At 48.7% G+C, this 13,876-nt stretch carries 9 protein-coding genes and 1 pseudogene; 8 read left to right on the top strand and 2 right to left on the bottom strand.

The window, feature by feature from the left end; all coding sequences use genetic code 11:
• The first annotated feature begins 89 nt into the window (after positions 1–89).
• The 5 genes from A3842_RS04200 (at position 90) to A3842_RS04180 (ending at position 8,293) form a co-directional block, all read left to right on the top strand.
• Positions 90–692, top strand: a complete 603-nt coding sequence (locus A3842_RS04200) for a GNAT family N-acetyltransferase (RefSeq protein WP_256701501.1) — start codon at positions 90–92, stop codon at positions 690–692.
• 127 nt (positions 693–819) lie between these two features.
• Positions 820–1,254, top strand: a complete 435-nt coding sequence (locus A3842_RS04195; RefSeq protein ID WP_074100552.1) for an SRPBCC family protein — start codon at positions 820–822, stop codon at positions 1,252–1,254.
• Between the two features lie 274 nt (positions 1,255–1,528).
• Positions 1,529–3,040: a hypothetical protein gene (locus tag A3842_RS04190; RefSeq protein WP_143186151.1), complete on the top strand. Its 1,512-nt coding sequence runs from the start codon at positions 1,529–1,531 to the stop codon at positions 3,038–3,040.
• A gap of 11 nt (positions 3,041–3,051) precedes the next feature.
• Positions 3,052–3,810, top strand: a complete 759-nt coding sequence (locus A3842_RS04185) for a DUF6063 family protein (RefSeq protein ID WP_074083443.1) — start codon at positions 3,052–3,054, stop codon at positions 3,808–3,810.
• Entirely contained in the window at positions 3,797–8,293 is a 4,497-nt protein-coding gene (locus tag A3842_RS04180) for a coiled-coil domain-containing protein (protein WP_074100550.1), read from the top strand. The genes A3842_RS04185 and A3842_RS04180 overlap by 14 nt, the downstream gene beginning before the upstream one ends.
• Before the next feature lie 110 nt (positions 8,294–8,403).
• Here A3842_RS04180 and sstT read toward each other — a convergent pair.
• Positions 8,404–9,379: pseudogene (gene sstT / locus A3842_RS04175) on the bottom strand (serine/threonine transporter SstT).
• A gap of 201 nt (positions 9,380–9,580) precedes the next feature.
• Between sstT and A3842_RS04170 the strand changes: the two are divergent.
• The 3 genes from A3842_RS04170 (at position 9,581) to A3842_RS04160 (ending at position 12,965) form a co-directional block, all read left to right on the top strand.
• Positions 9,581–10,744: a phosphodiester glycosidase family protein gene (locus A3842_RS04170; RefSeq protein WP_074083439.1), complete on the top strand. Its 1,164-nt coding sequence runs from the start codon at positions 9,581–9,583 to the stop codon at positions 10,742–10,744.
• A gap of 157 nt (positions 10,745–10,901) precedes the next feature.
• On the top strand, positions 10,902–11,834 hold the full coding sequence (locus A3842_RS04165) for a LysR family transcriptional regulator (protein ID WP_074083438.1): 933 nt from the start codon (positions 10,902–10,904) through the stop codon (positions 11,832–11,834).
• Positions 11,835–11,849: 15 nt separating this feature from the next.
• Positions 11,850–12,965: a 5-methyltetrahydropteroyltriglutamate--homocysteine S-methyltransferase gene (locus A3842_RS04160; RefSeq protein ID WP_074100549.1), complete on the top strand. Its 1,116-nt coding sequence runs from the start codon at positions 11,850–11,852 to the stop codon at positions 12,963–12,965.
• 419 nt (positions 12,966–13,384) lie between these two features.
• Here A3842_RS04160 and A3842_RS04155 read toward each other — a convergent pair whose 3' ends face one another.
• Positions 13,385–13,786 carry a hypothetical protein gene (locus tag A3842_RS04155; RefSeq protein ID WP_074083436.1) on the bottom strand — a complete coding sequence of 134 codons (402 nt, stop codon included), beginning with the start codon at positions 13,784–13,786 and terminating at the stop codon, positions 13,385–13,387.
• Positions 13,787–13,876: the final 90 nt, after the last annotated feature.

The following is a 13,876-nucleotide window of genomic DNA, read 5'->3' as shown; positions in this document are numbered from 1 at the left end:
GACAGAGATAATATATGTAATATATAATCATATGAGGGTTCCCTTCTGCGGGGATTGGCTGGCATAATATGTCTATAGGAGGCATCTTCGTGATTTCCAACAATATCAAAGAACTTATCGGCACTAGTATTAGAATGGTTCCTATGGAAGCCGAGCATAAGGCCGAACTGGTTGCTATTCTGATCAATCCGCAAATTTGGGAGTATACCTGGCGCAAAATTACCTCTGCCGCACAAGCGGAAGGATTAATAGATACGGCTCTTGCCAATCAGGCGAAGGGGACGGAGCTCCCTTTTGTCATGATCGAACAATCCACAGGCAGGATCGCCGGTACATCGCGAATTATGCACATCGATCACAATCACCGCAACGCGGAAATTGGCTGTACCTGGATTTCACCGGAGTTCTGGCGGACAGCTGTTAATACGGAAGCCAAGTCACTGCTGCTACAGTATTGTTTTGAATCCTTGGGTTTCATCCGGGTCAATTTTACTATCGTAGGGGATAACCTTAGATCTCAACAGGCGATCGAACGTATTGGTGCGGTGAGGGAGGGCGTTTTGCGCAAACACCGGATCACTGCGGAAGGCTCTATTTTGGATACCGTACTGTACAGTATCATTGACGACGAGTGGCCTGCGGTGCAAGCAAATCTGCATTACTTGCTTCATGTGAAGTATGCAGAACATTAATTATGGTAAATAATAAGATGAACAAGTTTGAGAATATAGCAATCAAAAAGAAATGTAGTACATACCTTTTTGCTATAATAAAGGTTGTAAGTAATGTATATATCTCAGCCATCAAGGAGGTTATGTGTTGGAAACAGGTAAGCCGGTAACAATAACAGTGGAAACAATCGTTCATTCTCCCGTTGAAAGTGTGTGGACCTATTGGACAGAGCCGAAGCATATCACGCAGTGGAATACCGCTTCCGAAGACTGGCATACGCCACATGCCGAGAATGATCTGAAGGTCGGGGGTAAATTCCTCTCCAGAATGGAAGCCAAGGACGGAAGTTTTGGGTTTGATTTTACCGGAGTATACGACAATGTGAGCATCAACGAGGTCATCTCCTATACGATTCCTGACGGCAGAAAAGTAGAAGTCAAATTTTTCCGCCAAGATAACGACACGAAAATCATCACCGTGTTCGATGCGGAAACGATCAATGCCGTCGAGATGCAGCAAGCCGGGTGGCAGGCAATTCTCGATAATTTCAAAAAATATGTGGAAACATCTCCAGAAGAATAGAATATTCCATTCTTAGAAGCGCATGCCGGTGTTGGCATGCGCTTTGCTGTATCTATATTAGTAATAACTTGATACTTATCAGGTTTATTTATAATGCATTTATATTTTTGCAAATAGCCAGAATTCTATATCATTGGTATAATAGAAACATATATTCCCTAGTAGCATATAGCCCATATTCCACCCTTCTTGGGGCAGATATGGGTTTATGTTATTTTATGAGGTTTCCTAGAAAGTCTTAAATTACGAAGTGATGGCGAGGTTAGAGTGAAGCATGAACTGGAGTGATTTTGGAGAACGGAACAAACGTCTCAATCCCTTATGGACCTTGGGGGCGGGTATGAATCTCGGCGAGCTGCAGCCTTATAAGGAAATGGTTGCATTGAGCGTATTGCTGCAGGTCTATTATCTGGAACTGGAATCCAGTGAGCTTAGAGCCAGGGAGGATATCGTGGAGCTGGCCTGGAGTTCACTCGAGCGGTTCAATATAACCAAACTCGGTACTGCCGAATCTGTGGAACGGCTGGTGGATGGTCTGCTATGGAGCGGGAGCGGCGGAGATTTCGAAGCCTTTTATTATGATGATCTGTCCCGGCAGATGGCGGTGCAGAAATACAAGTACTTTACTGTCGATGAAGACGCTACCCGCACCAGTTGGGAAGAGAGCGGCAAAACCGTATACCGGCTGTCCGAATATGCCATGGAGCTGATCTTCATGAGCCATGAGATTATAGAAGAATTTCAGATCAGCATCAAGCTGCTGGAAATTCAGATGCACATCAAGCATGGACGGGTGACGCGCGCGATGCAGGATGTGGGTGAACTGATCTCGCGGGTACGGAAGATGACTCAGCAGCAGCAGGAATACCGCAATGCGCTGCGCCGCAATCCGAAGCACATATTCAGTGAATACGGGGTGATGCGGCATCAGCGGCTGGAGGAGATCCACCTGCAGTTTGATGAAGAGCGCAAGCATTTTGATAATATCCACCGCTCACTGGCACGTCTGGCCAATGATGAGAAGGATGTTATCGACTTCAATGAGCTCCGTCAGCTTTCGGAAAGAGTGGAGCTGTCGAGACGGGTGCATGATGAACTAGCCGAGGTGGTCCTGAGCATCTTTGAGGCTGAGACGAATCTCCGGCTGAATTTCCCAGAGCTCTTCTGGGGAGCGGGCGGCTTTAATTTCCGTACGAATGTCTGGGAGGAATGGGTCAAAGCCGATGGCTTGCCGGATGCGGACAGCCTGGAGCTGCTGGTTAGCGGACTGTTTGCCCCTAATCAGGATTTTATCTATCCGCTGGCCTGGGCATGGGAAGAACAGGAGGTCGGGTTCCTGCCTGAAGACGCATTGGACGAGCCGGATGAAGCTGGTGAAGAAGAGAGCATCTCCTATACGCCTAGATCTATACCATGGCCGGAGGTTGCTGAGCTGTGGCGTCCTGTTTTTATAGGACTGGCAGATCACGGCAGCTTTACTTTTTCAGCAGAAGCTTTCACAGAGGAGCAACAGCACAAATGGTCGCTTACACCGGATGCAATCGATCTGTGGGTGCAGTTCTTCCATACTGAAATTACAGTCCAGGAGCAGGACCCGGATAATAAGCAGGGCGGAGCTGCAGATGAATGCCAGACCTTAATCCAGCGGCTGCTGGGGGCAAACCCTGATTTGGAGGTGCTGCGCGGTAAGGTGCTGCGTACAACAATTCAGGGCAATAATAGCCCAAGTATCTCCTGGCCGGGCCTGGAAATGAGTCCGTATACCATCACTATAATCGAGAGGTGAGATGTTACAACATGAGCTATTCACTCGAACAATTGCAGCAAGCCTCACGGCTGTTTTTTGACCTGCTTCGCCGCAAGGTGATCTCGCTGGATGATCCCGCAGCCGCTGAGTGCCTGCAGGACACGGGAGCCTATGATGCGCTGCAGTACATGGCCAAAGAAGGAGGCTGCCGGATTATGAATTCCGGACACCGCCTGCATCTGCTGGTCAATCCGCTGGGCTCGGGGTTTGCCAGCAACTTCACCCAACTCCGGAACAAATATTCACGGATTGAGCGTAAAACCCATTTACATATCATCAACATCATCATTCTGGTGTTCCTGGCCGAGATGGATCAGGATGAGCACCACTTCAAGCCGGGGCAGGACAGCATGTCCTATATTCAAATCTCCGACCAGGTATCCTCGCTGTTTCAGGCGTGGGTGGAAATGGATGCTGACGGGGGCTTCAGCAAGCAATGGCGCCTGGACATTCAGGCGATGCATAAGGTTTGGACAAGCCTATACATGCAGACCAAAAGCCAGGAGGAGGGCGATTCCCTGACCCGGGGTGCAGGTTCCCGGATCGGCCTGATTCATGAGGGGATGAAGCTGCTGGAGGAAGAGCATCTGGTATTCATATCGGAGAATGAGAAGCGGATCTTCCCGCGGGAAGAATTATATGAAAGAATGCGTTACCTGTACCATGATGTTGACCGTTATAAGGAACTGAAGGCACTTACCCTACGCACCTTGACGGAGAAGGAGGGGGAGGCCCATGCCGCGTATTGAACGGATCCGGATTGCCGGACTCAAATATGAGAAGATGCTCAAAAAGTATGACGATATGGTTCTGGACCTAAGTAATGATGAGGGTCCGGCGAACACGCTGATTACCCTGATGAATGGCGGCGGCAAAGGAGTGCTGCTGCAGTCGATTTTTCAGCTGCTAATTCCGAAAGCGGCCTGGGGTAAGGACAATGAGAACCAGGTCGAGGCTTTTTTTCATAATCACAAAAAACAGCTCAAGCCCTACACCTTCCACGTGGCTATTGAGTGGCGGCTGGATAACAGTGATCGTAACGAGTATATGACCACAGGCATTGCGATGACGGCCCACAGCTCTGCGGATCAATTGGAGATCAAGGTCGACTATCTGCTCTATGCGTTACTGGATTATGAAGAGCATGCAGAACTTACGTTATCTACCTTGCCTCTATATGATGCCAATGTGGGAGGCCCTGTTAGCTTCGATAGTATACAGCAGTTCGTGCGCGACCGGCGGGGCGAAATCGTCTCCTTTGGAAGCCACAGCTCAGATCTGAAAAGGTACTATCATTTCCTGGCGGAACGGGATATCCATATCGGTGAATGGCGCAACATGCGGCGGATCAATGGTGAAGAGGGTGGAATTAAAGGGTATTTTCAGAAAAATGATGCCTTTACGAACCAGAACTTATTCGAAAAGCTCATCATTCCCGAAATCGGCACCAGCCTGAACGAAGGTCTGTCTGAACAGGAGGGCTCCCTTCAGAAGATGTTCATGGACGCGGCGATTATTGCGCAGAGACTGCCGATGCTGGAGCAGCGGGAGAAGGCGTTTGCCGAATTTACTACATTAGCAGCACCGCTATATGAACTGGTGAAACAGGGGATGGAAGCGGACCGGAGCTACCGTGAAACGGAGCTGCTGGGACGGCAAATGTACACGGTCATACATGATGAATTGAAAGCAGCCGAGGAAGAGCGCCGCAAAAAAGCAGACGAGCTGGTGCTGCTGCACCAAGAGGCCCGTCAGCTGCGTTTTGAGGGAGATAACCTGAACTACCTGCGCAGCAGAGAGGAAGTTATCCGGAAACAGGAGGATTTCAAACAGGTTAGTGACAATCTGAACAGGGCCCGTCAACGGCTGGAAGATTCGAAGACCAAGGAAAAGGAGCTTGAAACCGCCCTTTATCTGGCCCGCCGGAAGCTTCAGCTTCGTCAAATGGAACAGTGGCAGAAGGAAATTGAAGCCATCGAAGGCTCCTTAGAAATGAAGGAGCGCCAAGAAGTGGTGCAGGCTTCGAAGGAGAGCCTACGCAAGCAGTGGGCGGATGTATTCAAGTTGTGGCAAGAGCAGATTTCCATGTTCAGCCGCCGCCAGCATTCATTGACTGCTGAAGAGGCGGGGGTTCGCAAAGAACGGGAAAGCTTTTTACTGGAGCTTGGAGGGTTGGACAGCCGGATTAATGAGCTGACCGCTTCTATCCGCCAATACACGGAAGCGCTGGGAGTGTTCGCTTCCCGCCATGGGCAGGAAGCCGCCCATTCACCGGCAGCGTCGCTTCAGCGGGCCATCGCTTACGCCAGAAGTTATGCTGACAATATCAGCGCGCTGAACGAACGGCACAAGGCTGCGGATGAAGACCGCTTCAATTTGCATAAAAAGCAGACTCAGCTTAGCGAGAAGCTTCTCAGTCATGAACAGCAGGAGAGCGAGCTTCAGTCGCAGCTGGATGTACAGCTGAACAAAGAGTCTCAGCTTTGGTCTCAGCTCGTGGTGCTGCTGGAGTTGTATGAGGAGCATAATGTGCTGGGCGCTACAGGCTTGTTCGAAGCGAAGGCCGCCGTACAGGAACGTTTCATCCGCAGACTGGATGAAGCTGAGGTGCAGACCAAAAGGCTCAGAAGAGAGTATTATCATCAGCTGCTGGATGTTGAGCTTCAGCATGAAGCGTACTGGCTGCCGAATAGTGATCTGCTGACGGTCAAGGACAGGCTAGATTCGCTGAAAATCAGCTCGATGCTGGGCAGTGCCTTCCTGAACGATCAGCCCTACCTGATCCGGGAGGAAGAACTGGATCGTAATCCTTTACTGGCTTACGGCCTCATCATTAGTGAACGCGAGGCTGCCAAGCTGCAGCCGGACATACTGAAGGATCTGCTGCTAAAATCAGCGGTGCCAATCTTCATCCGCGAACAGATGGCGCAGCCTGCGGCGCAGCCCTTCCTCGTGCTGGATGGGCAAGGTCCGCAAATGGTGCTGCAGCCGGACCGTTTTCTGGAATGGAAGCAGGGGATTTCTGCTAGACTGAAGGAACAGGAAGCTGAGCTGCAGGATGCTGAAGGTTATCTGTCTAAGCTGAAATCCGCAAGGCAGGAATATGAACGGTTATTCCAAGGTGAACATTCGGTTACTCTGAAGGGCAAGCTGAATGCACTTGAGGGTTTGCAAAACGAGGTGCGCACAGCTATGAGCGCACTGAATACAGAAATCAGTGGAAACGAAGAAACAATAGCGATGATCGTGAGAGAAGCCGCCGAATGCGAAGCTGGCAAGGCCGAGCAGGAGGACAGAGCGGCAGCACTGCGCGAATGGAACGAACGGACCAAGAAGCAGGAACAGGATTATAAGGACAAGCAGAAGGCGCTCGAGCGCAAAGGGGATCTGAATAAAGAGATCACAGGCAAGGAACACCAGCTCGCACAGCTTAAGGCGGAATTGGACAGCATCGCCCTTGAGCGGGAAAAATGGCTTGGAGATAACAGATATTCATTATTCCCGAGACTTCAAACCTGGTTCCCTGAGCTGTCCTTCCCGGACGGGCTTGAGGTTTCAGTTAGTGGGATTCAAGAAGAACTTTCGGAATTCCTGCCTGATGCTACCGTTCAGAACAAGCTGCTGGAGACACTCAGCACTCTAGAAAGTCTCCAGCAATCCCTAAGCCGCAATGAGCTGGAGATCCGTACGAGATCGGCACAGATTAAATCAGCCGCCGGGCAGCTGGCTGAGCTTGAGACGGCGGTCCAGCAAATAGACCCTGAGTGGCGCAATGTACCGGAACCCGTTGACACTCCAGACTCGATTATGTCGGCCAAAGCGCGTCAGAAGAGCGACACCGGGATTCTGGACGAAGACTATCAGCATCTCCGTGATTCCTTCGTCCGCTGTCAGACCGAGCTGGATAACCTTCAGAAGCAGCTGGCCAAATTGGAGAGGTCGATCAAGGAGAAGCATGAAAGGTCGGCTGAGCAGTGGCATGATCCGCTGGACCTCAAAGAAGAAGAGATTAGAGAACGGTCCCGGGAGAATGAATATACGCTGAATAGCTGTAAGCTAAAGCTGACTTCCCTGGATCAGTGGCTTCAGACGCTTGGAAGCCAGAGTAAAATCATGGAAACTCATGTGGAAGGGCGGCTGCAAATGCGGGACATTCCTGAGGAGGTCCAGCATCTGGTAAAAGAGGAATGCGAACATACGGTGAGTGAATGGCTTCTGCGGAGCAGGGAGAGCCGCAGTGAACGGAGTGAAATTTCGCGGAGAGTTAAGGAAGAGAAGAACGCACTCAGCGGCAAGCTTGCCAAGAGCGGCTGGAATGCGGAGCTGGAAGTTAAGATCCAGGAACGCCTGAACACTGTTCACTGGGAGGATTTCTCCATTGCGCTTCAGGTGCTGGACTCCATGCTCCAGAGCTCGCAGGACCAGATTGAGAGCATCCGCAGTGATAAGGAAGGCATGGAGCTCTCCCGCAAGATGTGGGTCGGACGAGCTGCCAAGCGGGTTGTGCAGATCGTCGACATTCTGAAGCGGATGGAACGCCGGATGATTATCCACAATGAGAATGGTCATGCCTTCCCGTTGGTGCGTTTGAACTATAAGAACATTAATGTTCCAAAAACCACAGAAGATATCGAACCGCTGGTCAGCGACTACTTCAACAACTGCATCAGCAACCTGCTGGAGAAATTCCCGAAGATGGAGCAGGTTCCGGCAGCAGCGCTCAAGGATCTGATCAGTGACGGTAAGATTGTCTATGCCTCGATGCAGAACCGTTTCCCGGTCTTGCAGGTTTACAAGCCGGTAACAGAGAACTATTTCTTATATGCAGCTCCTGAGGAGTACCACTACTCCGATTGGGAAGTCATCAACCGTGGTGCGCTGGATGAAGCGGTCGGCAGCGGCGGACAACGCCAGTCGGTCCAGCTGCTGGTGGCGATGATGATCATGACCCATAAACGGGTCAACCGCGAGAACAAAGGCTGGACGGTCTTTTTATATGACAATCCCTTTGGTGAAATGGTCTCCAACAACGTACTCGATCCGGTATTTGAAATCTCCAAGGCACTTAGGTTCCAGTGGCTGATCGTTACGCCGCCGGAGCTGGTGAAGAATGATGTCAGTATCCGGTTCGGTGTGTACTGGCAGCTGTATTTTGGCGGTGAAAAGGGAGAAATGCTGGAATCCACGCTTATAAAAGGCGGACGCAAGCTGATTCCGGCAACATTGTTCTAATTAACGGGGCATTCAAGGGGGCGGTGTTGGACGGAATCGCCAAACCTGAAAAAAGACGACATTTCATTCCGAAACAAATGAATGAATGTCGTCTTTTTTGGCATTTTTATCTAGACATTAGTTAGATATGCTTTGCCCTCTTTACGGTTTTTTGAATATTCAGCGGTTGCCGTGAAAAGTACGTCAGAGGATGAATTAAGTGCTGTTTCAAATGAATCCTGTAATACGCCGATGATGAATCCTACACCAACGACTTGAATCGCAATATCATTAGGAATTCCGAATATGCTGCACGCTAGAGGGATGAGCAAGAGCGACCCGCCGGCAACACCTGAAGCACCTGCAGCAGATACAGCAGATAGAACACTTAGAACAAGTGCCGTACCAAAATCCACTTCAATGCCACGGGTATGAACCGTTGCGAGAGTTAAGACAGAAATCGTAACCGCTGCACCCGCCATATTAATCGTAGCCCCTAGTGGAATGGATACCGAATACGTATCTTTGTCCAAATCGAGTTTTTCACATAATCTCATATTGATTGGAATGTTAGCAGCAGAACTTCGGGTGAAGAATGCGGTAATTCCACTTTCCTTCAGGCAACTAATGACAAGCGGATACGGATTTCTGCGAATATTCAGGTATACGATCAAGGGGTTCACAACAAGCGCCATAAATAACATACATCACACAAGAACGAGAAGTAATTTCCCGTAATCAAGCATGGAAGAAAGCCCGTTTGAAGTGATGGAATCAAAAACAAGTCCCATAATTCCCAATGGTGCCAGATTGATTACCCATTTGACGATTTGTGATACGGCATCTGAAAAATTGGTTAGCATCTGCAATCAGACCTGCCAGAAAAGTACTTAAACCATAGAGGACAAGGATGGATTTCATATTCGTTTGATGGCCTTTTTTATGCTGCGAGATGGCAAATATCACCAGGAGTATGACCAATACAGGTGCAACCGCTTTTAATGATAATACAAATAATGAACCAAAAATCGTGAACCCTGTTGCACCGGGAACTGACAAAGCCAGGGCAATCCCCACTATAATCCCTACAAGGATCCGATTTACCAGGCTTAGTTGATTCCACTTGAAATAATTTCATGTATTCACTCCGGGTTCTTTATGTAAAAATATAACTAGGCCTAGCCAAAAGACCGTTGTACATGAAAATTCACTTTATCGAGGTAATACTTTAAATGAACATTGGGGGATAGTTGAACAAACTGAAACCTTTAATCTATCATTATCGTCTATGATGGGGTATATGAGCTAATGCCCATTTACATTATCAGACAGTACCAGGGAGGAAATCAAGAAGTGAATTCTTCATCATTACCACAGCGCAACACCGTCCGCAAGAAGAAGCCCGTTCGTAAACCCAAGAAAAAAAGCTTTTTTCGCACACTCTCCAAAGTTTTTCTGTTTTTCGTATTTCTGCTGTTAGCCGCTGGCGGATGGCTCTATTTTGCACCCTCTGCACAGAACACCCGCTACTTAATAGCAGATACGCTAATAACCACACAGCACCGCTATCTGGCGAAATATATTATTGGCGAGGATGAGCTGAAGGAACGTGTCACGGAATACAATCTGCGGTTTCAGCATATGGGGGATGAGAAGGATACCCACGTGATCAAGAAACCCACCGCAGAAGAACAAGACAAGCCCCTGGTCGAAATCGAGAAGGTTTCCGGCAGCGGTTATACCGGTTTTGTTATGACGGTTAATGATCCAACCAAGGTTCGCTTGGGCGTACCGGACAAGACTGGTTCGGGCGAAAAAGTGACCAGCATGGTGGCACGTACAGGAGCCATTGCCGGTGTGAACGGCGGGGGATTCGCAGACCCCAACTGGAAGGGAAATGGCTTCAAACCGATTGGACTGGTTATTTCACAAGGCAAGCTTTTCTATAATGGACTCGGGGGCAAGAATTCCACACAGATCGTTGGCCTTGATAAGCAGGGTAAAATGATTGCCGGAAATTACACTCTCAATGAGCTTAGCAAGATGGGCGTGCAGGAGGCCGTGTCTTTTCAACCGCGGATCATAGTCAATGGCAAAGGGCTGATCAAGAATGCTGCCGAGGGCTGGGGAATCGCTCCCAGAACCGCGATGGGTCAGCGTGCCGACGGTGCGCTGCTGTTCGTAGTCATAGACGGCAGACAACCCGGGTACAGCATTGGTGCGAACCTGTATGATGTGCAGCAGATTATGCTGAAGCATGGAGCGGTTATCGCTGCCAACCTTGACGGTGGATCATCCACTGTTCTGGTGAAGGACAATGAGATTGTCAACAAGCCTTCCTCCCAGTATGGCGAGCGTTATCTTCCTACTGCATTCCTGGTGTTTGAGCATCCTGAGCAGGCGGATATCAAGAACATCTGGGAAGGCCTGGACCCGTCCAAGATTGATGCAGGTAAAAAGCGCAGCCAATAAGAAAACGCAAACCCTTCTTGTATCCGGCATGGATGGAACCGTAAATCTATGCTACTATAAGCAGAAACCCAGGTGCCGTTCCTTCCGAGGGACGGCATCTGTTGTAGCCGGGTAATGAAGTATTAGCAATAAAGTCCTTGTAAAAGGAGGAACAGGTTTGACTTTGCAGCAGCTCCGCTATGCTATTGAGATTGCGAACAGCGGCTCAATGAATGAAGCGGCCAAAAGGCTTTTTGTCTCCCAGCCAAGCCTCTCCAATGCCATCAAGGAGCTGGAGAACGAGCTGGGAATTACGATCTTCGAACGAAATAATCGGGGCATCAGCATTTCAGCCGAGGGTGTAGAATTTCTCGGTTATGCCCGACAGATTATTGAACAGACTGAATTCATGGAGAACCGTTATACCGGCAAGAAACGCAGCCCGATCTATTTTTCCTTGTCCACTCAGCATTATCCTTTTGTTGTGGATGCTTTTGTAAAGCTGATGAAAGAGAGCAAGGTGCCGGAATATAACTTCAGTCTGAGAGAGACGCAGACCTATGAGATTATTGAGGATGTGCGGACCCTCCGCAGTGATCTGGGTATTCTCTATATCAATGAGAGTAACTATAAGGTGATGAACAAGCTGTTCAGTGACGGGAATCTGAAGTTCACCCCGCTGTTCAACACGAATCCGCATGTGTATGTGAGGGCAGGGCACATTCTCGCCGGCAAGGAAATGATCAAGCTGGCTGATATTCTTCCCTATCCGTACATTACCTTTGAGCAGGGGGAGAACAACTCGCTGCATTTTTCGGAGGAGATGCTCAGCTTCACGCAGATTGAGAAGAATATCCAAGTAACGGACCGGGCGACGCTGACCCATCTTTTGCTGGGCAGTGATTCCTACACGGTAGGAACGGGAATTATGGATACTGAACGGTATGGCGATGGGCTGGTAACGATTCCTTTTGACAGTCCTGAGGTATTCACCGTCGGCTGGATCGCCCATAAGGACCGCAAGCCAGGTGAGATGATGTCCGCCTATATCGATATTCTGAATGACCAGGTATCCAGGAATGTTTTCGACCTTAAATCTTTCTTACTCTAACCGCAGGAGGGACGTATGATCAGTCCAGTTATCGGCTCCAAACGAAATACTCCGCCCTTTCGCTACGACATCGTCGGCAGCTTCCTCCGCACAGAGGAACTGAAATCCGCGCGCAATCTGCGTTTGCAAGGAGAAATTACAGACGGGCAGCTTCATGAAATCGAGAATACGGAAATATTCAAGCTGCTGGAACAGCAAAAAGCTCTGGGACTTAAAGCTGTTACAGACGGAGAATTCCGCCGGTCCTGGTGGCATCTGGATTTCTTTCTCGGGATCACAGGCACGCAGAAGATCAGTCTGGATCAAGGCAGAGGTGCTAAAGAGACGGTTCAGCGTGCAGAAAGCTTCCGGATCGTTGACAAAATCTCCTTTGGTGATCATCCCATGGTGGGAGAGTTCATTGAGCTGCAACAGATGGCTGGAGATACAATGGCCAAAATGACTATTCCTTCTCCGGCTTTGTTCCACTTCGTGCAGGATTACAACGGCAATGAGATCTATCCTGACCGCGAGACGCTGTATCGTGATATTATCCAAGTCTATCAGCAGGCCATCCGTGACTTCTATGAGGCAGGATGCCGTTATCTGCAGTTGGACGATACGACCTGGGGGACCCTCTGCAGCGGCAGACACCGGGCGCATCTCCGGAGCCGCGGCATTGATCCCGATCAGCTCGCCAGGGATTATGTGAGGCTGATAAATGAAAGTATCAACGATCGGCCGGAGGATATGACGATTGCACTGCATGTCTGCCGGGGAAATTTCCGTTCTACCTGGTTTGCCGCCGGCGGGTATGAGCCTATAGCTGAAACTCTATTCGGAGAGGCTAATGTAGATGCCTTTTTCCTCGAATATGATAATGAACGTTCCGGCGACTTCACTCCGTTGCGCTTCATCCAAGGTCAGCAAGTTGTACTAGGCCTCGTGACAACGAAGCATGGCGGTCTGGAGAGCAGCGAGCAGATCATCGCGCGTATTGAAGAAGCTGCACAGATGGTTCCGATCGACCAGTTGTGCCTCAGCGCCCAATGCGGCTTTGCCTCTACCGAAGAAGGTAACATGCTGACGGAGGAAGAACAGTGGGATAAGCTTCGTCTAATCATTGAAACGGCAAATAAAGTTTGGCTTTGATTTTGTGCTGATATTGTCCAGCCAGTAATCGCAGCTAGAGGTCAAGCTCTTTCGGAAATGGGCGCACATACTGCAACTGTGGCTCATAACGCGCTTGCCGTACAATTGGCAAAGAAGCAGCTGTTGAACTCTACAGTGATGTTTTAAAGACAATTAAGACACCTTAGGTTAAGGATCCAATGTACAATTGTATATAGAAGTACATAAAGCCATCTGGTATTGGATGGCTTTTATATTTGATAACACAGTGATGGAAACTACTTGGTTTGATGCCAGCCTCTTCAAAAGGGTGATTTGGAAGTAGAGAGTGTAGTTACGGAGACCTCATTGTTCAAAAGTGGATATCTAAGTGTTTTTGGATATGCGAGGTGCAAAAAAACTGACCGGAGTTGTTAACCGGCCAGTTTTTATTCTCAGTTCTATAAAAGCGCCATGAGAATTGCAACAATTTGTTTTGCTTTAATACATTGTTTTCCAGCAGGAGTATCAACGCATATCTCTGATTCTCCAACAATTGTGGGGTTAATCAAATCGTAGGTACCATTAATTTCATATGTTACTGAATATAATGTGACACCAGCAAAAACTTTATGCTTTGATCGAATCCATACTTTTAAATTAACTACAGTTCCATTAAGTGAAAGTTCTTCAACCCGAGCATCTCTTTCATTTCCAACCGCTAAGTTTTCCTTACAATAATCAGCAATTCTTGCTTTCACTTCATCAATTGTTGATGTAGATTCTAAACGAAAAGCATTTTCATTTAACGCAGTTTCAACCTGAATATTCGTAATTTCAAATGAATTAAGCGCAGTAGCCAAATTAATCTCCACCTTTTATTTTTTTAACTTCGTTCTTTAGAATGGAGTGGAAAAGGATGAATTATCCTGTTAAAAATTGGTATGTAAACC

Source organism: Paenibacillus sp. P3E, assembly GCF_001909045.1.
Lineage (GTDB): Bacteria > Bacillota > Bacilli > Paenibacillales > Paenibacillaceae > Paenibacillus_AQ > Paenibacillus_AQ helianthi.
The sequence above is the reverse complement of the archived record's forward strand: the minus strand, read 5'-3'. Positions and strand labels throughout refer to the sequence as shown.